The sequence below is a fragment of the Pseudolysinimonas sp. 10J20-29 genome (assembly GCF_055809595.1).
The window spans coordinates 2,496,527-2,517,713 of the sequence record NZ_CM147917.1; the positions used below are offsets into that span (position 1 = coordinate 2,496,527).

22 protein-coding genes are annotated in these 21,187 nt (G+C 70.2%); 7 read left to right on the plus strand and 15 right to left on the minus strand.

Annotated elements, in window-relative coordinates; all coding sequences use genetic code 11:
• The 5 genes from AC0L6Y_RS12105 to AC0L6Y_RS12125 form a co-directional block, all read right to left on the minus strand.
• Positions 1 to 1,116 (minus strand): metal ABC transporter solute-binding protein, Zn/Mn family, encoded by a 1,116-nt coding sequence (locus tag AC0L6Y_RS12105; RefSeq protein WP_473552782.1) that lies wholly within the window; start codon positions 1,114 to 1,116, stop codon positions 1 to 3.
• A gap of 228 nt (positions 1,117 to 1,344) precedes the next feature.
• Positions 1,345 to 2,733: a dihydrolipoamide acetyltransferase family protein gene (locus AC0L6Y_RS12110; protein WP_473552789.1), complete on the minus strand. Its 1,389-nt coding sequence runs from the start codon at positions 2,731 to 2,733 to the stop codon at positions 1,345 to 1,347.
• A gap of 49 nt (positions 2,734 to 2,782) precedes the next feature.
• Positions 2,783 to 3,742, minus strand: a complete 960-nt coding sequence (locus AC0L6Y_RS12115) for an alpha-ketoacid dehydrogenase subunit beta (RefSeq protein WP_473558501.1) — start codon at positions 3,740 to 3,742, stop codon at positions 2,783 to 2,785.
• 17 nt (positions 3,743 to 3,759) lie between these two features.
• Entirely contained in the window at positions 3,760 to 4,878 is a 1,119-nt protein-coding gene (locus AC0L6Y_RS12120) for a thiamine pyrophosphate-dependent enzyme (RefSeq protein WP_473552794.1), read from the minus strand.
• Positions 4,879 to 4,882: 4 nt separating this feature from the next.
• The gene (locus AC0L6Y_RS12125) at positions 4,883 to 5,968 is read right to left on the minus strand and encodes a histidinol-phosphate transaminase (RefSeq protein ID WP_473552798.1); all 1,086 of its coding nucleotides are present in this window, start codon (positions 5,966 to 5,968) and stop codon (positions 4,883 to 4,885) included.
• Positions 5,969 to 6,029: 61 nt separating this feature from the next.
• On the opposite strand from AC0L6Y_RS12125, the gene AC0L6Y_RS12130 reads away from it, so the two are divergent.
• Positions 6,030 to 6,431, plus strand: coding sequence for a phage holin family protein (locus AC0L6Y_RS12130; protein ID WP_473552802.1), 402 nt, complete (start codon positions 6,030 to 6,032; stop codon positions 6,429 to 6,431).
• Here the strand turns inward: AC0L6Y_RS12130 and AC0L6Y_RS12135 are convergent.
• On the minus strand, positions 6,428 to 7,900 hold the full coding sequence (locus tag AC0L6Y_RS12135) for a serine/threonine-protein kinase (RefSeq protein WP_473552807.1): 1,473 nt from the start codon (positions 7,898 to 7,900) through the stop codon (positions 6,428 to 6,430). The genes AC0L6Y_RS12130 and AC0L6Y_RS12135 overlap by 4 nt on opposite strands.
• Complete coding sequence (locus tag AC0L6Y_RS12140; RefSeq protein WP_473552813.1) at positions 7,893 to 8,144, minus strand: hypothetical protein; 252 nt, start codon at positions 8,142 to 8,144, stop codon at positions 7,893 to 7,895. The genes AC0L6Y_RS12135 and AC0L6Y_RS12140 overlap by 8 nt, the downstream gene beginning before the upstream one ends.
• A 142-nt stretch (positions 8,145 to 8,286) precedes the next feature.
• Here AC0L6Y_RS12140 and AC0L6Y_RS12145 point away from each other — a divergent pair, with 142 nt between their 5' ends.
• Both AC0L6Y_RS12145 and purB read left to right on the plus strand, forming a co-directional pair.
• Positions 8,287 to 8,808, plus strand: coding sequence for a low molecular weight protein-tyrosine-phosphatase (locus AC0L6Y_RS12145; protein WP_473552817.1), 522 nt, complete (start codon positions 8,287 to 8,289; stop codon positions 8,806 to 8,808).
• Positions 8,808 to 10,202, plus strand: a complete 1,395-nt coding sequence (gene purB / locus AC0L6Y_RS12150; RefSeq protein WP_473552823.1) for an adenylosuccinate lyase — start codon at positions 8,808 to 8,810, stop codon at positions 10,200 to 10,202. Before AC0L6Y_RS12145 ends, purB begins: the two co-directional genes overlap by 1 nt.
• 18 nt (positions 10,203 to 10,220) lie before the next feature.
• Here purB and AC0L6Y_RS12155 read toward each other — a convergent pair whose 3' ends face one another.
• The 8 genes from AC0L6Y_RS12155 to AC0L6Y_RS12190 all read right to left on the minus strand — a co-directional run bounded on the left by AC0L6Y_RS12155 (position 10,221) and on the right by AC0L6Y_RS12190 (position 16,196).
• Positions 10,221 to 10,454 (minus strand): hypothetical protein, encoded by a 234-nt coding sequence (locus AC0L6Y_RS12155; RefSeq protein WP_473552828.1) that lies wholly within the window; start codon positions 10,452 to 10,454, stop codon positions 10,221 to 10,223.
• A complete protein-coding gene (locus tag AC0L6Y_RS12160) occupies positions 10,451 to 11,098 on the minus strand; it encodes an HdeD family acid-resistance protein (protein WP_473552834.1) in 648 nt (215 codons plus the stop codon). The genes AC0L6Y_RS12155 and AC0L6Y_RS12160 overlap by 4 nt, the downstream gene beginning before the upstream one ends.
• 52 nt (positions 11,099 to 11,150) lie before the next feature.
• Positions 11,151 to 12,530, minus strand: a complete 1,380-nt coding sequence (gene dnaB / locus AC0L6Y_RS12165; RefSeq protein ID WP_473552838.1) for a replicative DNA helicase — start codon at positions 12,528 to 12,530, stop codon at positions 11,151 to 11,153.
• A 440-nt stretch (positions 12,531 to 12,970) separates the two neighbouring features.
• Entirely contained in the window at positions 12,971 to 13,423 is a 453-nt protein-coding gene (rplI, locus tag AC0L6Y_RS12170) for a 50S ribosomal protein L9 (protein WP_473552841.1), read from the minus strand.
• 9 nt (positions 13,424 to 13,432) lie between these two features.
• On the minus strand, positions 13,433 to 13,696 hold the full coding sequence (gene rpsR / locus AC0L6Y_RS12175) for a 30S ribosomal protein S18 (RefSeq protein ID WP_294179586.1): 264 nt from the start codon (positions 13,694 to 13,696) through the stop codon (positions 13,433 to 13,435).
• A 35-nt stretch (positions 13,697 to 13,731) separates the two neighbouring features.
• Complete coding sequence (locus AC0L6Y_RS12180) at positions 13,732 to 14,238, minus strand: single-stranded DNA-binding protein (protein ID WP_473552847.1); 507 nt, start codon at positions 14,236 to 14,238, stop codon at positions 13,732 to 13,734.
• A 3-nt stretch (positions 14,239 to 14,241) separates the two neighbouring features.
• Positions 14,242 to 14,640: a 30S ribosomal protein S6 gene (gene rpsF / locus AC0L6Y_RS12185; RefSeq protein ID WP_473552850.1), complete on the minus strand. Its 399-nt coding sequence runs from the start codon at positions 14,638 to 14,640 to the stop codon at positions 14,242 to 14,244.
• A 122-nt stretch (positions 14,641 to 14,762) separates the two neighbouring features.
• Complete coding sequence (locus tag AC0L6Y_RS12190; protein ID WP_473552854.1) at positions 14,763 to 16,196, minus strand: CCA tRNA nucleotidyltransferase; 1,434 nt, start codon at positions 16,194 to 16,196, stop codon at positions 14,763 to 14,765.
• Between the two features lie 105 nt (positions 16,197 to 16,301).
• On the opposite strand from AC0L6Y_RS12190, the gene AC0L6Y_RS12195 reads away from it, so the two are divergent.
• The 4 genes from AC0L6Y_RS12195 (at position 16,302) to trxA (ending at position 21,129) form a co-directional block, all read left to right on the plus strand.
• Complete coding sequence (locus AC0L6Y_RS12195) at positions 16,302 to 18,026, plus strand: DUF6049 family protein (protein ID WP_473552858.1); 1,725 nt, start codon at positions 16,302 to 16,304, stop codon at positions 18,024 to 18,026.
• Positions 18,019 to 19,722 (plus strand): murein biosynthesis integral membrane protein MurJ, encoded by a 1,704-nt coding sequence (gene murJ, locus AC0L6Y_RS12200; RefSeq protein WP_473552864.1) that lies wholly within the window; start codon positions 18,019 to 18,021, stop codon positions 19,720 to 19,722. The genes AC0L6Y_RS12195 and murJ overlap by 8 nt, the downstream gene beginning before the upstream one ends.
• Before the next feature lie 78 nt (positions 19,723 to 19,800).
• Positions 19,801 to 20,775 carry a thioredoxin-disulfide reductase gene (gene trxB / locus AC0L6Y_RS12205; protein ID WP_473552870.1) on the plus strand — a complete coding sequence of 325 codons (975 nt, stop codon included), beginning with the start codon at positions 19,801 to 19,803 and terminating at the stop codon, positions 20,773 to 20,775.
• A 30-nt stretch (positions 20,776 to 20,805) separates the two neighbouring features.
• A complete protein-coding gene (gene trxA / locus AC0L6Y_RS12210; protein WP_473552877.1) occupies positions 20,806 to 21,129 on the plus strand; it encodes a thioredoxin in 324 nt (107 codons plus the stop codon).
• Positions 21,130 to 21,187: the final 58 nt, after the last annotated feature.

Consider the following 21,187-nt stretch of genomic DNA (forward strand, 5'->3'; position numbering starts at 1 on the left):
TCATGCCGCGTTTGCGGCGAGGGCGCTTTCGATCGCGTCGAGGTTGGACTGCATCCAGCTGACGTAGCTCTCGCCCTCGGGCAGGTTCTCGGCGAAGTCGACGACGGCGACGCCGGCCTCGTCGGCCGCCGAGCGCACGAGCTGCGTCTCGGCTCCTTCGGTCTGCGAGTTGTAGGCGAGGAAGGCGAGGTGTCCGCTCTCGACCTCGTCGAGCACGGCGGCGAGCAGGGTGGGGGCGACGTCGGTGCCCTCTTCGATCGCCTCGCTGAAGCCTTCCGGCGTCGCGTCGGTGAGTCCGACGTCGGCGAGCAGGTAGAGCGCCACCGGCTCGGTCACGACGACCTCGTCCGGGGCGTCCGCGTACTCGGTCGCCAGCTCTTCGGCGCGCTCGTGCAGCGCCTCGATCTCACCTTCGAGCGCCTCGGCGTTGGCCTCGTAGACCTCGGCGTTCGCGGCGTCGAGCTCGGCGAGCTCCTCGGCGATCGAGTGCACGACCTCGATCATGGCGTCGAGCGAGTACCAGACGTGCTCGTTGACGCCCTCGATGTGGTCGTGCTCGTGGTCGTGGTCGGCGTCCTCGTCGGCGTGGTCGTCGTCGGCATGCTCGTCCTCGTCGGCGTGCTCGTCCTCGGCGTGCTCGTCCTCAGCGTGCTCGTCCTCGTCGGCGTGGTCCTCGTCGGCGTGCTCGTCCTCGGCGTGGTCGTCGTCATCCTCGGTGAGGCCGAGCACCTCGACGGCGATGAGGGTGTGCGGCGCGTCGTCCATCGCGTCGGTGATCACCTCGACGAACGGGTCGTACCCGCCGCCGTTCGAGATCACGAGGTCGGCGTTCTCGATCTCGAGACGGTCACGAGCGGTGGCCTCGTAGGAGTGCGGGTCCTGCACCGTCCCCTCGATGATGCTCGTCACCTCGACGTCGTCTCCGGCGACGCGCGCGGCGAGGTCAGCGTAGACGTCGGTGGAGGTCACGATCGTCAGGATGCCGTCGTCCGCGGGAGCGGTGGTGGCGCATCCGGCGAGAGCGAGCAGGCTCGCCGTTCCGAGGGCGAGCAGAGGCATGCGAGCAGACAACGTGAACTCCTGATTCCAGCCGCCGACGATCGACAACGAGTTCACGCTAGACGCTATTGATAACCGTTGTCAAAATGGTTCTCAATAAGGCGGCCCCCCGACGAGCGGTGCGAAACGTGGGGTGTGCGTGCCGGGGATCGCACTTTTCGCACCGCTCGCGGGGGGCGCGGGGTGCGCGGGGTGCGCGGGAGCACGGGGTGCGGGTGCGCGCGGCGCGTGGTGCGCGGGAGTACGGGGCGCGGGCCTGCGAGGCGGGGGTGCGGGGTGCGGGGGCTAGTCGAGCAGGAGCGCGGGCTCTTCGAGCACGCTCGCCACATCGGCGATGAACCGGCTCACGACGTCGCCGTCGACCACGCGGTGATCGAAGCTGCCGCCGACCGTGGTGACGTACGCGGGACGCACCTCGCCATCCACCACCCACGGCTTCTGCTTGATGGCGCCGAGCACCAGGATCGAGACCTCGCCCGGGTTGAGGATCGGCGTTCCCGTGTCCACGCCGAACGACCCGAGGTTCGTGATCGTGATCGTGCCGCCCGACATCTCCGCCGGGGAGGTCTTGCCGTCGCGGGCGGTGAGGGTCAGCTTCTCGAGCGCCTCGGCGAGTTCGCGCAGCGAGAGATCCTGCGCGTCCTTGATGTTCGGCACGATCAGACCGCGCGGCGTGGCCGCCGCGATGCCGAGGTTCACGAAGTGGTGGACGACGATCTCCTTGTCGGTCCACGTCGAGTTGACCGTCGGGTTGCGGCGGATCGCCCACATCAGCGCCTTCGCGGCGATGAGCAGCGGCGACACCTTGACGCCCGCGAACTCGGGGTTCGCCTTGAGGCGCTTGACGAACTCCATCGTGCGGGTCGCGTTCACGTCGGTGAAGACGCTCACGTGCGGGGCGGTGAACTTGCTGGTCACCATCGCCGAGGCGATCGCCTTGCGCATTCCCTTCACCGGGATGCGCTCCTCGCGCTCGTCGCCCCACTCCGGCGTCTCCAGGTTGCGGAACACGCTCGCCTGCTCGGCCTGGCGGATGACGTCGTCACGGGTGATCTCACCCGCGAGTCCCGTCGGGGTGACGTTCGCCAGGTCGACATCGAGGTCCTTGGCGAGCTTGCGGATCGGCGGCTTCGCGATCACCGGCAGCGCCGAGGCGGCCGGCACCGAACCCGGCTTCACGGGGGTCGACTTGGCGGCGACCTCCTGCGGGGAATCCGAGCCGCCGTCGGGGGCGACGGTCGCGCCGGCGCGTCGACGCCGCGTGGTGGCGTGGGCGCCCTTCGAGCCGTAGCCGACCAGCACTGCGCCCGAGCCCGACTCGGCGGCGGGCTCGTTGTCGCCGTTCTCGGCCGGGCCGATCGTCGTCGCGGTGTCGGCGATCGTGCCGAGGGCATCGCCCTCGTTGCCGGGGGCCTGCAGCTCGATCGTGCCGCCGCTCGAGTCGACGCGGATGATCGGGGCGCCGACCTCGACGGTCTGCCCCTCCTCGGCGAGCAGCTCGGTCACCGTGCCGGCGAACGGCGACGGCAGCTCGACGAGCGACTTCGCGGTCTCGATCTCGACCAGCACCTGGTTGACGGTGACGACGTCGCCCGGCTTGACCTTCCATGCCACGATCTCGGCCTCGGTCAAGCCCTCGCCGACATCCGGCAACGGAAACTCTGAATGTGCCACGGTCGACTCCCTGGTGGTTCAGGTCCCCGCGGGGACCACGACGGTTGGGTCAGTAGGCGAGGGCGCGGTCCACGGCCTCGAGAATGCGGTCGGCATCGGGGAGGTAGTCCCCCTCGAGCTTCGCGGGCGGGAAGGGGGTGTCGTATCCGCTCACGCGCAGCGGAGGCGCTTCGAGCGAATAGAACGCGCGCTCGGCGATCGTCGCGGCGACCTCCGAGCCGACGCTGACGTGTCCGGGCGCCTCCTGGGCGACGACCAGTCGGCCGGTCTTCTGAACGGAGGCGAGCAGCGGCCCGTAGTCGACCGGCGAGAGCGAGCGCAGGTCCACGACCTCGATGCTCGTGCCCTCGGCCGCGGCGATGTCGGCCGCCTGCAGCAGCGCGGTCACCATCGCACCGTGGCCGACGACGGTGACGTCGGTGCCGGTGCGGACGACGCGACTCTCGTGCAGCGGCGCGGCGGGGGTGCTGCGATCCACGTCGCCCTTGTGCCAGTAGCGGCTCTTCGGCTCGAAGAACAGCACCGGGTCACGGCTCTCGATCGCCTGACGCATCATCCAGTAGCCGTCGTTGGCGGTCGCCGGGCTGACCACGCGCAGCCCCGGGGTGTGCGCGAAGTACGCCTCCGGGCTCTCCTGGTGGTGCTCGACCGCGCCGATGTGTCCGCCGTAGGGCACGCGGATGACGACCGGGAAGTCCTGCGTTCCCTCATGGCGGTAGGTGAGCTTGGCCAGCTGCGAGGTGATCTGGTCGAAGCCCGGGTAGATGAAGCCGTCGAACTGGATCTCGCACACGGGGCGGTAGCCGCGCATGGCGAGGCCGATCGCGGTGCCGACGATGCCCGACTCGGCGAGCGGAGTGTCGAGCACGCGGGACTCGCCGAACTGCGCCTGCAGCCCCTCGGTGACGCGGAACACGCCCCCGAGCCGGCCGATGTCCTCGCCCATCAGGAGCACACGGTCGTCGGCCGCGAGCGCATCGCGCAGACCCTCGTTGATGGCCTTCGCCATCGTCAGCTGTTCGACGCTCACGACGCGTCCCCCTCGAACGACGCCTCGTAGGCGGCGTGCCAGGCGCGCTGCGCATCGACGCCGGGGTGAGGCTCGGTGTAGACGTGCTCGAAGATCTTCTCCGAGGTCGGATCGGTGAGCGAGGCCACGCGAGCGCGCGTGTCGGCCGCCAGGTCCTCGGCCTCGGTCGCGACCTCGGCGAAGAACGAGTCGGCGACGCCGCGGCCGCGCAGGTACGACTCGAAGCGCGTGATCGGGTCGCGGTGACTCCAGAACTCGACGTCCTCGTGCTCGCGGTACTTCGTCGGGTCATCGCTCGAGGTGTGGGCGCCCATGCGGTAGGTGAGCGCCTCGATGAAGCGCGGTCCCTTTCCGCTGCGCGCGGCATCCAGCGCGAGCGTCGTCGCGGCGTAGCTGGCGAGCACGTCGTTGCCGTCGATCTGCACGCTGTCGATGCCGAAGCCCGCGGCCCGCAGGTACAGCGGCGTGCGCGACTGGCGCTCCACCGGCACCGAGATCGCCCAGTGGTTGTTCTGCAGGAAGAAGACCTGCGGGGTCTGGTAGCTGGCCGCGAACACGTAGGCCTCGTTCACGTCGCCCTGGCTGGTCGCACCGTCGCCGAAGTAGACGAGCACCGCCGCATCCTTCTCCGGGTCGCCGGTGCCGACGACGCCGTCGAACTGCATGCCCATCGCGTAGCCGGTCGCGTGCAGCGACTGCGAGCCGATCACCAGGGTGTAGAGGTGGAAGTTGCCGGTCTCGGCCGGATCCCAGCCGCCGTGGCTGAGGCCGCGCAGCATCTCGATGAGACGCATCAGGTCGAGGCCGCGGATGCGCCCGACCGCGTGCTCGCGGTAGGCGGGGAAGATGTGATCCTGCGGCTTCGCGGCGAAACCGGAGCCGACCTGCGCCGCCTCCTGGCCGGTGCTCGGGATCCACAGCGCGAGCTGGCCCTGCCGCTGCAGGTTGCCGGCCTCGATGTCGAAGCGTCGCACCGCGACCATGTGCCGGTGGAAGTCGAGAAGTCGCTCCTCGGGGATCCCCTCGATGATCGGCAGGTACTCCGCCGTCGCGTCGCTCTCGACGAGGGTCCCCTCCGGCGAAAGCAATTGAACAGTCGCCTCGGTATAGGACATGTGCCTACCCTAGCCCGGCGCTCGGAAGCGCCTGTGGGAGGGTCCTGACAAGCTCAGCGGTGGCATCTAGGAGTTTGTCCACAGACTCCGGCTCGCCGACCGAGACCCGGATTCCGTCTCCCGGGAACACGCGGGCGACGATTCCGTGCTTGCTGAGCACCTCGCCGGCCTCCACCGTGTGCTCGCCCGTGGCGAGCCAGACGAAGTTGCCCTGGGGCTCCGGGATCGCGATCCCCTGGTTCGACAGCGCAGCGGCGATCCGCTCGCGCACGTTCACCAGGGCGGCGACCTGCCCGAGCAGCTCCGGCTCCGCGTCGAGTGCCGCCAGCGCGCCGCGCTGCGCCGCGTCGGTCACCGAGAGGGCGATCGCCGTCGACCGGGCGGCGTCGAGGATGTACGGGGCGCCGATCGCGTAGCCGATCCGCAGGCCAGCCAGGCCGTAGGCCTTCGAGAAGGTGCGCAGCACCACGAGGTTCTCGTGCTCGCCGCGCACCTCGAGACCGTTGACCGCCGTCGGGTCGGTGACGAACTCGACGTAGGCCTCATCGAGGATGACGAGCACGTCATCGGGGACGCGCGCCATGAAGGTCTCGAACTCGTCGCGGCTGACGACGGTCGAGGTGGGGTTGTTCGGGGTGCAGACGATGATGACGCGCGTGCGATCGGTGACGGCCTCCGCCATCGCCTCCAGGTCGTGCGAGCCGTCCGCGCGCACCGGCACGGTCACGCTCGTCGCCCCCGCGACGGTCACGAGACCGGGGTAGGCCTCGAAGCTCCGCCAGGCGTAGAGCACTTCGTCGCCGGGCGCCGCCGCGGCCAGGATCAGCTGCGACAGGATCGACACCGAGCCGGCGCCCACGTGCACGGCGTCGAACTCGACATCGTGGCGCGCGGCGAGGCGGGTGCGGAGGGCCTGGGCCGAGCCGTCGGGGTACCGGTTCACGCTCGCGTTCGCGATCGCGGCGGCGATGCTCGGCAGCGTCGGGAAGGGGTTCTCGTTGGAGGACAGCTTGAAAGCATCCTCCGCGGCCGGACGACCCTGACGGTACGGCGCCAGCGCGGCGATGGCAGGGCGAAGCGAAACAGGCATGCGTTCAGCCTAGAGCCGCGCGCCCTGGTCCTCCCGGCCTCGGCTTTGCCACAATGAACGCATGGGACGACTCTTTCTCCGCCTGCTCATCAACACTCTCGCGCTCTGGCTGACGACGCTGATCCTCGCGTCGCACGTCAATGTCGTCCCCTTCGCACCGGGCGGCACGCTGGAGTTCATCATCACGCTCGTGCTGGTGGCGGTGATCTTCGGGCTCGTGAACGGCATCATCGGCGGAATCGTGCGCGTCGTCGCCTTCCCGCTCTACATCCTCACGCTCGGCCTGGTCGCCCTCGTCGTCAACGGCCTGATGCTGCTGCTGGTGGCGTGGATCAGCACGCTGATCGGATTCGGTCTCACCATCGAGAACTTCTGGTGGGGCGTGCTCGGCGCGCTGCTGCTGGGCGTCTTCTCGTGGCTGATCGGCATCCTGCTGCGGCCGTTCACCGGCAAGACGCGCTAGCCGCGGCCCGTCTCGACGCGCTCGGCGCGGAACTCGAACACCGTCAGCTGCCCGCCGACGTCGAGGTAGTCCTGCCCGAAGCGGGTGAGACGCGACACCTCGTCGCGCACGAGCGCTGACTCGGCGTCGTCGATCATCCGCGCCGTCGCGGCGTAGCTCTCCTTCTGGTGCGGGGGCACCGCGAGGTGCGGCAGGTCGTCGCCGGGCGCGAAGGCCCGCCGCTCGACGTGCACGAGCGTGTCGCGCTGATCGGGCCCCGCCGTGGCCGGCACCAGGTCGTCGGTGTGGCTCACCGAGAGTCCGCGCACCCCGTCGGGGATCTCGACGTTGCCGATCGGGGCGCCGTAGGTCTCGAGCCCGACGGTGTTCCAGTCGCCGGATTCTGCGGCGCGCGCCGCCACCATGCCGCCCTGCGAGTAGCCGATGAACTGCACCTCGTCGTTGGCGGCGACACCCGCCTCGCGCATCGCCGCCTCCACCGCCCGCAGAGAGGCCGGGCTCTTGCCCGCCACCCCGGCCAGGTTCGCCGTCATGTCGAACGGCTCGCTGCCGGTGGTGTCGAAGGTCACGGTCGGCGAGACGTAGACCGCCCAGCGGGCGGGCTCGCCGGGCGCCGTGTACCTCTCGATGCGGATCTGGTTGGCGTCGTCGGGGATGCGGGCGAGCCGGTCGGCGCTGCCCTGCGGCGCCCCTTCCGCCGACTCCGCTCCGGGGCGCACCACGGTCTGGGTCAGGCGCACCGGCGTCTCGACGAGCGCGCCCCGTGTCGCCCCCAGCGCCATGACGCCGGTCGCCCCCACCGCGACGCCCGTCACGCCGAGCGCCTGATCGCCGAGGGCGAGACCCACGACCGGCGGCGCCCCGAGCGCGGCGAGCACCGCGTCGTCGCTGCTGGCCGCGATCAGCCGGACCGCCTCGACGAGCGCGGGCGAGCTGACGAGCTCCGGATGCGTGCGCAGGAACTCGGCGACGACGCCCGCGCCCCCGGCGTCCTGGCGCCCGGTCGCGCGCCGCTCGGGCCCGCGTGAGGCCTCGAGCGCATCGCGCGCGGCGATGCCGAGCAGGAGTCCCGGGTTGGTGACGATCGCCAGGAGCACCACCCGTGCCGCGGCGCCCACGGCCGCGCCGACGAGCGCGGAGACGCTCCACATCGCGTGGTCAAGCAGCTCCTCCGCCGTCTCGTAGCTCTCGGCGGCGAGGGCGAGCGAGCCGGTGAACGAGTCGGCGAGCTCGGCGACCCGCGCCAGCTGGTGGCGGGCCGCGAACAGCTCATCGGCGACGGGCCCGGCGCCGCCCGGACCGGGATCCAGGGCCGCCGCGTGCGCGACGTGGCCCTGTGCCCGACGCGCCTGCTCCGCGAGCGCGCGACCGCGCTCCGCCGCGGCCTGCAGCTGATCGGTCGCGACGGCGATCCCGCCCCCCGCGGGCGGCCGCACGACGAGGTCGCCGCCCGGCGTCGGCTCAGCCATCAGCGAGCCCGAGCGCTCGGGCGAGCCTGCGCTCGGCGGCGGCCATCGTCGCGAGCGCGCTCGTCGCGGCGATCCGCAGCTCCGTCGCCCGGGCGCCCGCCCGCTCGGCGGCCGGTCCGCGCCAGTCCGGCGTCTCCCACTCCGGCAGGTCACCGGCGACCAGTTCGAAGGCCTCCCGGGCGTGCCGCACGAGCCGCAGCTGCTCGAGCCGCGCGCTCGTCTCGCCCGGGTCGTCTGCCCGCATCCGTCCTCCTCCCTGCCCGGATTTTCATCCGATTTGCCCCTCCCGGTGCTCGGCGCGGACGAGTAGCGTGGGCGGCGGCGAGATCTCGCCACGGTGAACGAGACGCTCGGACACCTCCCCTGCCTCGACCAACGGAGTGATCATGTCGTACGACCGCGCGAGTGGTGCGGCGGCGGTGTTCCGGATCTGCTTTGTGTGCACGGGCAACATCTGCCGGTCCCCGATGGCGGAGGCGATCTTCCGCTCCCTGATCGCCCGGCACGGATTCGAGCGCACCCTCGCCGTCAGCTCGGCGGCGACCGGCGACTGGCACGTCGGCGAGCGCGCCGACGAGCGCACGCTCGCGGCGCTGGCGGCGCGCGGCTACGACGGAACGGCGCACCGCGCGCGGCAGTTCGACCCCGCCGACTTCGCCGCCGTCGATCTGGTGATCGCCTTCGACCGCGGGCAGGAACGCATCCTGCGACAATGGGCTACGACCGATCACGATCGGGGCAAGGTGCAGCTGCTGATGAGCTTCGACCCCGAGTCCCACGGCCCGGTCAACGTGCCGGATCCGTACTACTCGGATGCGGCGCTCTTCGACAGCGTGCTGGCCATGATCGAACGAGCGAGCTACTCGCTGTTCCGCCAGCTCGAACCCGGAATCCGACAGGGAGCCTGATGAGTCCTCTTCCCCCGCAACCCCTGAGCCCCCTCGACGGCCGCTACCGCGCGGTCGTGGAGGATCTCGGCGAGTACTTCTCGGAGGCGGGACTCAACCGCGCGCGCGTGCTCGTCGAGGTCGAGTGGCTGATCGCCCTCTCCGACCGGGGGATGTTCGGCTCGGCGCCCCTGGAGGCCGAGCAGGCCCGCCAGCTGCGCCGTTTCGCGAGCGAGTTCGGCGAGACCGAGATCGCGCGTCTGGCCGAGCTCGAGGCGACCACGCGGCACGACGTCAAGGCGGTCGAGTACCTCGTCCGCGAGAAGCTCACCGAACTCGGGCTGACGAGGATCGCCGAGCTCACCCACTTCGCCTGCACGAGCGAGGACATCAACAACCTCGCCTACGCGATCGTGGTGCGCGGGGCGGTGCAGGATGTCTGGCTGCCGAAGCTGCGCGAGGTCGTCGCCGCGCTGCGCGAGTGGGCGATCGCCGAGCGCGACACCCCGATGCTCGCCCGCACCCACGGCCAGCCCGCCACGCCGACGACCTTCGGCAAGGAGATCGCGGTCGTCGTCGGTCGGCTCGAGCGCGTGCTCGGCCACGTCGAGCGCGCCGAGTTCCTCGGCAAGTTCAGCGGCGCCACGGGCACCTTCGCGGCGCACCTCGCCGCGGACCCGGACGCCGACTGGCGTGCCATCTCGCACGACTTCGTGCTGTCGCTCGGCCTCACCTGGAACCCGCTGACCACCCAGATCGAGTCGCACGACGGGCAGGCCGAGCTGTTCTCGCGCGTCAGCCACCTGAACCGGATCCTGCACAACCTCTGCACCGACGTGTGGACCTACATCTCGATGGGCTACCTGACCCAGATCCCGCAGGCCGGGGCCACGGGCTCGTCAACGATGCCGCACAAGATCAACCCGATCCGCTTCGAGAACGCCGAGGCGAACCTCGAGCTCTCGTGCGCGCTGTTCGACTCGCTCGCCTCCACGCTCGTCACGAGCCGTCTGCAGCGCGACCTCACCGACTCGACGACCCAGCGCAACATCGGCGTCGCCTTCGGCCACTCACTTCTCGCGCTCGACAACATCCAGCGCGGACTCCGCGAGGTGGCCGTGGCGCCCGCGGTGCTCGCGGCGGACCTCGACACCAACTGGGAGGTGCTCGGCGAGGCGATCCAGACGGTGATCCGCGCCGAGGTGACCGCCGGACGCAGCTCGATCGCCGACCCGTACGCGATGCTCAAGGAGCTGACCCGCGGCCGTCGCGTGACCGCGGACGACCTGCGCGAGTTCGTGGACGGCCTCGACATCGGCGACGCGGCGAAGGCGCGGCTGCGCGAGCTGACCCCGGCCGGCTACCTCGGTCTCGCGAGCGAGCTGGTGGGAGAGCTGGAGCACCCCGAGTCGTAGCGGTGCGCGGCCGCCGGGCTAGTGCGTGCTCGGCCGGTCGTCGTCGGAGGCCATGTCGTCGGGGCCGGTCGCGACCAGCAGCATGGCGAGCACGACCAGCGCGACGATGAAGGCTCCGCCCGCGAACTGCGCGGCGGTCAGCCAGTCCCGCGTGCCGAGCAGCACCCCGGCACCGACGAACACGGCGACGATCGCCGCGAGCCCGATCAGTTCGAAGGGGCGGCGCTTGTCGCGGGCGCTCGGGTCGGTCATGACTCCTCCGTCGTTTCGGCTGCCGGGGTCGACGCGGGGATCGACGCGATGACGAGCAGCAGGCCGTGGATCACGGCCCACGCGCCGAGCAGGCCGACGACCATGATCGAGGCGGTCACCGCACCGCTGGCTTCGATCGCCCCGGTGCGATCGGCCACCTGCCAGGGCTGCACGTAGTCCGGCGGCACGATCAGCACGGCGAGGGCGAGGGCGACGCCGAGACCGCCGAGCAGGAACCCGTCGCGAGCGGCACCGCCCGAGCGGCGCAGGCGGATCGCGGTGGTGATGTCGATGGCGCCGACGATGAGGGCCCAGGCGCTCACGATGGCGACGAAGACGGTCGGCGCGGCGACCGGGATCGCCAGCGCGGCGACGCCCGCGACGATCGTGGCGACGGCCTGCACGACGACGAGGCCGCGTCCCGCGTGCCGGTCGGCGCTCGTCCCGCGCAGCGCGGCGAACTGAATCGCGCCCGCGATGACCGCATAGCCGCCGAAGGCGATCAGGCCGAAGCCGGCCGAGTGGTCCGGGCTGAAGGTGATGACCAGACCCAGCGCGACCGCGACGAGACCTCGACCGAGAACCGGAAGGTCGACACGCGCCCGAGGCGGGGTGATCGCCGGAGCGGGCGACAACGAAGACACGGAGCTCTCTTTCGTCGAGACGGACCCGACGATTCTAGGCCGGTCGGATGGGCTAGACCTTGGCCATGTCGCTGAAGCGCGAGTACATGCCGCTGAACGCGACGCCGATCGTGTCCTGACGACCGTTGCGGTGCTTGGCGACGATGAGGTCCGCCTCGCCCGCCCGCGGGTGGTCGCGCTCGTAGGCGTCTTCGCGGTGCAGCAGGATGACGATGTCGGCGTCCTGCTCGAGCGAGCCCGATTCGCGGAGGTCCGAGAGCGCCGGCTTCTTGTCGGCGCGCTGCTCGGGGCCACGGTTCAACTGGCTGAGCGCGACGACGGGAACGTTGAGCTCCTTCGCCAGCAGCTTGAGCGCGCGGGAGAACTCGCTGACCTCCTGCTGACGGCTCTCGACCTTCTTGCCGCTGGTCATCAGCTGGAGGTAGTCGATCACGACGAGCTTGAGTCCGACGCGCTGGCTCAGTCGGCGGCACTTGGCCCGGATCTCGACGAGCGTCATGTTCGGGCTGTCGTCGATGTAGAGCGGGGCGTCGGCGATCTCGCCGCGCGTGTTGGCGATCTTGTCCCAGTCGCGCTGGTCCATGTTGCCCTTGCGCAGGTGGTGCATGGGAATGGAGGCCTCGGCCGCGAGCAGACGCATCGCGATCTCGCTGCGCCCCATTTCGAGCGAGAAGAAGATGGACGGCATCTGGTGCTTGACGCTCGCCGATCGGGCGAAGTCGAGCGCCAGGGTCGACTTTCCGAGACCGGGTCGCGCCGCGACGATGATCAGCTGTCCGCCGTGCAGGCCGTTGGTGAGCTCGTCGAGCTCGCGGAAGCCGCTGGGCACCCCCGCCATCTCGCCGTCGCGCCCGCGTGCGAGCTCGATCTCGTCGACGGCGTTGGAGATCGCCTCGACGAGCGGAACGTAGTCCTCGGTCTCGACGCCGCCGGTGACGCCGTAGATCTCGGCCTGCGCGTTGTTGACGAGGTCGGTGACCTCGCCTTCGCTGGCGTAGCCCATCTGGACGATGCGGGTGCCGGCCTCGACGAGGCGCCGCAGCACCGCCTTCTCGGCGACGATCGAGGCGTAGTAGCCGGCGTTCGCGGCCGTGGGCACGAGCCCGGTGAGGGTGTGGAGGTATTCGGCGCCGCCGGCGCGCTGCAGGTTCGCGCTCTTGGTGAGCTCGTCGGTGACCGCGATGACGTCGGTCGGCTCGCCGTGGGAGTACAGCGCGAGGATCGCCTCGAAGATGACCTCGTGCTTGGGGATGTAGAAGTCGACGCCGCGCACGGTCTCGATGACATCCGCCACCGCGTCCTTGCTGAGGAGCATGCCGCCGATCGCGCTCTGCTCGGCCAGGAGGTCGTGCGGCGGTGTGCGTTCACCGGCCCACGAGTCACCCCCGCCGCGCTGCTGCTCGCCCGCGAGTCCCAAATGGGCGATCGACATGTCTCCCTCTCTCCGCTCGGGCCGGAATCCGGCGAGCGATGCGTTGTCTGTCTGGTCGAAGCCTAGGTTGCTCCGCCGACACCCCCCATGTGCACACGCACGGGTCGAGATGTCGGCCTCTCCCCGAGACCTTCGCAAGGCTAGGGAGCGCGCTCCGCGCCCGCTACGGCCCCTGTGGATAGAAATGTGGACAAAAGGCGGGAAACGCCGTACAGCGTGTGAAGAAGCTGTGGACTGGACTGTGAGTAACTCGCCAATTCAGATTCGGAAACCGTCCCTGACCAGGCTTTTTTCTGTTCACACCATGTGTGTAAAAACATGTTTAGAGTTCGGGTTGAGACTTCGCCAATTTCGCCCCTACCTGTGTACAGATCGGACTACCCCAACCGAAAACACGAACGGCGCACTCCACGAGGGAATGCGCCGTTCGGGTGCGTGAACTACTTGGCCGAAACAACCTCAATGCTGAGGGTGGCGACCACGTCTTCACGGAGACGCACGGTTGCCTCGTGCGAGCCGAGCGCCTTGATCGGAGCCGACAGCTCGACCGTGCGCTTGTCGATCGCGCCGAGACCGGCCGCCGCGACCGCAGCCACGACGTCGGCGGTCTTGACCGAGCCGAACAGACGACCCTCGCTTCCCGACTTCACGGAGAGCTTGACGGTCGCGCCCTCGAGCTTGGCCTTGAGGGCCTGCGCCTCTTCGAGAGTGGCGAGCTCGCGCGCCGCGCGAGCCGACTTGATCTGCTCGACCTGCTTCTCGCCACCCTTGCTCCACGCCACGGCGAAGCCCTGGGGGATCAGGTAGTTACGGGCGTAGCCGTTCTTGACCTCGACGACGTCGCCGGCGGAGCCGAGGCCCGAGACCTCGTTCGTGAGAATGAGCTTGGACATTCGATGCTCCTATCGGCCCGAGCCCGCGTACGGGAGGAGCGCCATCTCGCGCGCGTTCTTGACGGCGCGGGCGATGAGGCGCTGCTCCTGCACGGAGACACCGGTAATACGGCGGGCGCGGATCTTTCCACGCTCCGAGATGAACTTGCGAAGCGTCGCGACGTCCTTGTAGTCGATGACACCAACGCGGATGGCCTTCGCCGGAGCGGCGTTCTTGCCACCCTTCGGGCCGCGCTTGCGACGGTCTTGGCCGCCGCTGCTCTTTCCTGCCATGAGTGATTCCTTGAATGTTTACGTCTGATCGAGGATCAGAACGGGGTCTCGTCGTTGTAGTTGCCGGGGCTGTTCCAGACATCCCCGCCGGATGCGGCGCCGCCGCTGGCTGCCCACGGCTCTTCCGCCGCCTGGCCGCCACCGACCGAGCTCTGCTGCGGTCGTCCGCCACCGGCGCCACCCGAGGTGCGGGTGACCGAGGCGGTCGCGTAGCGAAGGCTCGGGCCGATCTCGTCGACATCCAGTTCGATCGAGATGCGGTTGTTGCCATCCCGATCCTGGAACGAGCGCTGCTTGAGCTTGCCCTGGGCGACCACGCGGGTGCCCTTGGTCAGCGAGCCGGCGACGTTCTCCGCGAACTCCGCCCAGCACGACGCGCGGAGGAACAGCGCGTCGCCGTCCTTCCACTCGTTCGCGGCCCGGTCGAAGATGCGCGGCGTCGACGCGATCGTGAAGTTGGCGACCGCGCGCCCGGACTGCGTGTAGCGCAGCTCAGGGTCGGCCGTGAGGTTGCCGACGACCGTGATGATCGTGTCCGGCATGACCTACTCGGCGTCCTTCTCGGCGACGACCTTCGGCTTCTTGGCGGCGGCGGCGGCCTTGCGGGCTGCACGCTGCTCGTCCTCGACCGCGATCTTGCCGGCGCGAGCGACGGCCTCTTCCGCACGCAGCACCTTGGTGCGCATGACGGCTTCGCTGAGCTTCAGCTGGCGGTCGAGCTCGACAGTCGCTTCCGAGGTCGCGGTGAAGTTGACGACGGCGTAGATGCCCTCGGTCTTCTTCTGGATCTCGTAGGCGAGCCGACGACGGCCCCAGATGTCGATGTTCTCGATGGTGCCACCGTCGTTGCGGATGACATTGAGGAACTTGTCGAGACTGGGAGCGACCGTGCGCTCGTCAATCTCGGGATCCAGGATCACCATCATTTCGTACTGATGCGTCATTCACCCACCTCCTTTGGTCTAGAACGGCTGCAGACTGTCTGCAACAGGAGGGTGTGCATCGGCCCACGACGCCACGAGGCGTCAGGGCAACCTTCGTAGTGTAGACGCTCGCGCGCCGCGGCTCAACCGCGTTCGGCCCACCAGCGTCGCAGCCGGGCCTCCGCCTCGGCCTCGCCGAGCGCGCCCTCCTCGAGTCGCAGCTCCATCAGGAACCGGTACGCCTCGCCGACGACCGGCCCCGGCCGGACTCCGAGAAGCTGCATGATCTGCTGGCCGTCCAGATCGGGACGGATCGCGGCGAGCTCCTCCTGGACCGACAGCTCGGCGATCCGCGCCTCCAGATCGTCGTACGCCGTCGCGAGCCGGTGCGCCTTCCGGCGGTTGCGCGTGGTGACGTCCGCCCGCGACAGGATGTGCAGGCGCTCCAGCAGGTCGCCGGCGTCGCGCACGTACCGCCGCACCGCCGAATCCGTCCACACGCCTTCGGCGTAGCCGAAGAAGCGCAGGTGCAGACGCACGAGCTCGGCGACCGACTGGATGAGCTGCTTGTCGAAGCGCAGCTCGCGCAGGCGCTTCGCCGCCAGCTTGGCGCCCAGAACATCGTGGTGGTGAAAGGTCACCGCGCCGTTCGGCTCGATCTTGCGGGTCGCCGGCTTGCCGATGTCGTGCAGCAGCACGGCCAGCCGCAGGATCAGGTCCGGCTGGTGGCCGCGATCGTGCTCCAGCTGAATGGCGCGCTCGAGCGCCGTCAGGGAGTGCTCGTAGACGTCCTTGTGGTGCGCGTGCTCGTCGATCTCGAGTCGCAGGGCGGGGATCTCCGGAAGGACGTAGGCGGCGACGCCCGAGTCGACCAGCACCCGGATGCCCGCCACGGGGTCGCGGGCGAGCATCAGCTTGCTCAGCTCGTCGCCGACCCGCTCGGCCGACACGATCGCGATGCGCTCCGCCATTCCCTGGGCCGCGCGAAGCACCTCGGCGTCGAGCTCGAATCCGAGCTGCGCCGCGAAACGGGCGCCGCGCATCATGCGCAGCGGGTCATCGCCGAACGACACCTCGGGTGCGCTCGGGGTGCGCAGGCGCTTGGCGAGCAGGTCGTCGACGCCGCCGGTCGGGTCCACGAGCACGGGCTCGCCGTTCGCTCCCGGCAGCCGCAGCGCCATTGAGTTGACGGTGAAGTCGCGCCGCACCAGGTCGTGCTCGAGGGTGTCGCCGAAGGCGACCTCGGGCTTGCGGCTGGACCCGTTGTAGTCGTCGCTGCGGTACGTGGTGATTTCAACGGTGTGTCCGTCGATCCGCGCGCCGATGGTGCCGAAGGCCCGTCCGATGTCCCAGTGCGCGTCCGCGACCGGCGCGACGATCGCGAGGATCTGGTCGGGTGTGGCGCCCGTCGTCAGGTCGAGGTCGGTGACCGGGCGGCCGAGGAACGCATCCCGGATCGGACCGCCGACAAGCGACAGCTCATGGCCAGCGGCCGAGAACCGATCCGCGAGCGTCACCAGGGTCGGCTGCGAGGCCAGCTCCCGCAGGCGCGCCAGTGCCCCCGCGACGCTCTCCATGAGCACTGAGTCTACTGAGGCCACGGCGTGCGGCGGAGTCGGCGCCCGCCGCGCGCGGTCTAAACTCGCCTCATGCCGGGCTCGAACGTCACAGGGGGGACTTCTGTGCCGTGGACCGCTTCGCTCGGCCGCCGCTCCGCCGTCTTCGCGGCCCTCGTCGCCCTCCTGGCGGCGCCGCTCACGGCGACCGCCGCCGTCGCGGCGGACACCGCCTCCCTTGCGCCAGCGGCGGGAACCTCCGAGCTCGTGCTGGTCGTCCCGCTGACCGTCCCGGCCGAGGCGCCCACGCTGCTCAGCGCCTCGCTCCTGGAGGAGTACACCGCGCCCGACGGAGTGCTGACCGCGCGGCTGGACGCCGTCGACGGCACCGGCGCGACGCTCGCGATCGACCCGCGCATCCTGGTCTCGATCCGGCTGCTCGGCTCGGCCGTTCCGGACACCGCGGCGGCGTGGCTTGCTCGCCTCGAGTCGCTGCCGAATGACAGCTTCCTGCTGCGCTACGCCGACGCCGACGTCTCCGGATTCGCGGCCGTCGACGCTCTGGAGCTGGCGGCCCCGCTGAGCTTCCAGTTCGCCGTCGACGCCGCGCGCTTCGACGAGATCCCGGAGCCGCCCGCGGAGACCACCCCGGAGCCGTCGGCGACGCCGACCGTCTCCCCCGCGCCCACGGAGACCCCCGAGCCGGAGCCCGCGCTGCCGCCGAGCGATGAGCAGCTCACCTTCTGGCCTCTCGGCATCGACAGACTCGAATGGCCGGCGCGCGGCAACCTCACCAGCACCGGACTGGCCGCCCTCGACGCCGCCGGGGCCGCCACGGTCCTGCTCGACTCCGCCTCCGTCGACGACGCGGCCGCATCGCATCTCAGCATCGGCGGCGTCAGCGTGCTGGCCTCGAACTCGGATCTGGACGATCTGCTCGAGGCGGTCGAGATCGGCCCCTTCTCCGCCAGCGGAACCACCTCCCGCGAGGCGTTCCTCTCCGCGCTCGACGACAGGCTCGCCGCTTCGGTCGGGCCGCTGGTTGTCACCGCCTCCCGCGACGAGAACACCGGAACCACCCGGCTCGCCTCGCTCCTGGATGAGCTTGAGGCCCGGGCCGACGTCGATGTCGTCGGGATCTCGACGGCGATGCAGACCGCACCGAGCACGGGGGCGCTGACGACGGAGCCGCTCGGCGACGCGGCGCTCACCGCGTTCGACGAGCTCGTGACGGCCGAGGCCGCCGTGTCTCGCTTCGCGGAGATCGTCGCCGAACCCGAGGCCTTCCGCGCCGAGCACCGCCTCGACCTGCTGAGCGCGTTCGCGGCCGGCGCGGTCGAGGACCGTGTCGGCATCACCGTCGCCGCCGACGCGGCGATCGAGGAGGCGGAGAGCATCCTGGCCGCGGTTCAGATCGCGGAAGGCAGCGACCTGCTGATCCTCAGCAACAGCACGGGCCTCCCGGTGTCGGTGAGCAACGCGCTCGACGTCGCCGTGACGGTGACCGTCTCGGGCCGTCCGCTGCGTCCGCTGCTGCGCCTGACGGGCGGACCGGTCGAGGTGACCATCGAGCCGGGCTCCTCGCACACCGTGTACCTCCCGGCGGAGGCCGTGACGAACGGCCAGGTGTCGGTGCTGGTGCAGCTGCGGGGCGCGGGCGGCCTCCCCGTCGGCACCGATCGCGTGATCCAGGTCGACCTGCAGGCGCAGTGGGAGACCGTCGGCACGATCATCCTGATCGGGCTCGCCGTGGTGTTCGGCGCGGGTATCATCCACAACATCCTTCGTCGCCGTCGCCAGGCGCGCGCCTCAGACTCGACGGCCGACGACGAGACCGCTCCGGATGACTGAGCCGAACGCGCTGCCCGCGCGGCCCGCGAACGTTCGACGCGCGAGCCTGCTTCTGGCCGCCGGAACGACCGTGTCGCGCATCCTCGGCTTCGTGAGCGCCGCCGTGCTGGCCTGGACGATCGGCCTGAACAACGCGAGCGCGAACGCCTTCGCGATCGCCAACACGCTGCCGAACAACATCCTGCTGCTCATCGCCGGCGGGTTCCTCTCGGCGGTGCTGGTGCCGCAGATCGTGAAGGCGGGCCTGCACAGCGACGGCGGTCAGCGCTTCATCAACCGCCTCGTCACGCTCGGCATCGTCGTGTTCCTCGCCGTGACGGTGCTGGCGACGCTCGGGGCCCCGCTGCTGGTCGGGGTCTACACCTTCGCCGACGACGCGCTCGACTCCTCGGGAACCGCCCTCGCGGTGGTGCTCGCCTACTGGTGTCTGCCGCAGATCTTCTTCTACGCGCTCTACAGCCTGCTGAGCGAGGTGCTCAACGCCCGCGGCGTGTTCGGTCCCTACGCCTGGGCGCCGGTCATCAACAACGTCGTCGCGATCGCCGGTCTGCTGCTGTTCGCCGCGCTGTTCGGCGTCGCGCCGACCCACGACGATCCGGCGGGCTGGAGCACCGCCGAGATCATTCTGCTGGCGGGCGGGGCGACGCTCGGCGTGATCTCGCAGGCCGTGATCCTGATGGTCTTCTGGCACCGCTCCGGGCTGCGCTACCGACCCGACTTCCGCTGGCGCGGTGTCGGCCTCGGCACCGCCGGCCGCGCGGCGGGCTGGGCGTTCGGCATGATCGTCATCAACCAGCTCGCCGGGATCGTCCAGGTCAACCTGGCGCTCACCGCCGGGGAGTCGGATGCCTCCGTCAACGCGCTGCGCGTCACGTGGGCGATCTTCGTGCTGCCGCACTCGCTGATCACGGTCTCGATCGCGACGCCCTACTTCACGCGGATGAGCGGTCACGTGCGCGACGGCAACCTCGCCGCCGTGCGCGCCGACCTGTCGACGTCGCTGCGCACCGTGGTGCTGCTGACGGTCGGTGCGGGGACGGCGCTGGCGGCCGCCGCCCTGCCGTTCCTTCGGCTGTTCTCCGGAGATCCGGGCGAGCTCAACAGCACCGCGTTCGTGCTGATGGCCTACCTGCTCGGCCTGGGGTCGTTCAGCGCGATCTATCTCGTGCACCGCGCCTTCTACGCGCTCGGCGACACGCGCACGCCGTTCCTGATCCAGAGCATCCAGTCGGTGCTGTTCGTCGCCGGGGCGAGCCTGATCGCGGTGCTCAGCCCGGGCGAGTGGGTCGCGGCGGGGATCGCCGCCGTGACCTCGGTCGTGGGCGGCATCCAGGCCGTCATCGCCGCGCTCGTGCTGCGTCGCCGCCTCGCGGTGCCGGGCGCCTCCCGCGGCGGGGCCCGCGTCGTGCGGCGCTTCGCGGCGTTCGCGTTCGCGGCGCTGCCCGCCTTCGGCGCCGGACTGCTCGTGCTCTGGCTGCTCGGCGGTGTCGAGTTCGGCGGGCCGACGCTCCTGGCCGCGGGCTCCGGGTTCGCTCTCGCCGGGCCGCTGACGGCGATCGTCGCGGTGGCGGCGGTCGGCACCGGAAGTCTCGCGGTGTACGTCGGCGTGCTCGCCGCGATCGGGCTTCCCGAGGTGCGCAAACTCGCCCGCCAGGTCCGCGGTCTCGTGGGCCGCCGATTGGGCACCCGCTCCTAGCCCGCCGTTCCCGCTCCGGGAATGCCGCGAACCTAGGATGGGTTGAACTGAGTGTTCCGCCCCAAAGGAGTACGCCCCATGCGTCAGGTCATCATCGTCGGTTCCGGTCCCGCCGGCTACACGGCCGCCATCTATGCGGCTCGCGCGAACCTCGAACCGCTGCTCATTGCCAGCTCGGTCGAGTTCGGCGGTGAGCTGATGAAGACCACCGAGGTCGACAACTTCCCGGGCTTCCCGGAGGGCATCATGGGCCCCGACCTGATGGTGCGGATGCAGCAGCAGGCGGAGCGCTTCGGAACCGAGATCGTCTACGACGACGTCACGAAGCTGGAGCTCGAGGGCGACGTGAAGCGCGTGCACCTCGGCGACGGCAGCGTGCACGAGGCCCGCGCCGTGATCTACGCGACCGGTTCGGCCTACCGCAAGCTCGGCCTCCCCGACGAGGAGCGTCTCTCCGGCTTCGGCGTCTCGTGGTGCGCCACGTGCGACGGTGCGTTCTTCAAGAAGCAGAACGTGGCCGTCGTCGGCGGCGGCGACTCGGCGCTCGAGGAGGCGACGTTCCTCAGCCGCTTCGCCGACAAGGTGTACCTGATCCACCGTCGCGACGCCTTCCGCGCCTCCGCCGCGATGCAGCAGCGCGCGTTCGCCGACCCGAAGATCGAGGTCATCTGGAACAACGAGATCACCAGCATCTACGGCGACGCCAAGGTCTCCGGCATCGGCCTGACGAACACCGAGGACGGCACCGAGACGACGCTCGACGTGACCGGCCTGTTCGTGGCGATCGGCGCCGACCCGCGCACGCATCTCGTCCACGACCAGCTCGAACTGGCCCCCGAGGGCACGATCGCCGTCGAGGGACGCAGCTCGAAGACCAGCCTGCCGGGCGTGTTCGCCGCGGGCGATGTGGTCGACCCGACCTACAAGCAGGCGGCGACCGCCGCGGGCTCGGGGGTCGTCGCGGCGCTCGACGCCGAGCACTACCTCGCGGCCCTGGCGGATGCCGACGCCGTCACGCGCGTGAGCCCCAGCACCGAAACCCAGCCCGCCTGACGGGCGCACCGTCAAGAAAGTAGGTCAGCAATGTCTGCCAAGAACGTCACCGACGCCACCTTCGAGAGCGACGTGCTCGCGTCCGAGAAGCCGATCATGGTCGACTTCTGGGCCGAGTGGTGCGGCCCGTGTCGCGCCGTCTCGCCGATCCTCGACAAGATCGCCGAGGAGCACGCCGACAAGATCGACATCGTCAAGCTCAACGTCGACGACAACCCGGAGACGGCGATGAAGTACGGGATCACCTCGATTCCGGCGATGTACGTCTTCCAGGGCGGCGAGATCAAGAAGCGCATCGTCGGCGCCAAGCCGAAGCCGGCGCTCGAGGCGGATCTGGCCGACTTCCTGGCCTAGGCCAGTTCGACGCCGGTGGCCCCGCTCCCCCCTCGGGGGGACGGGGCCACTGCTGCGC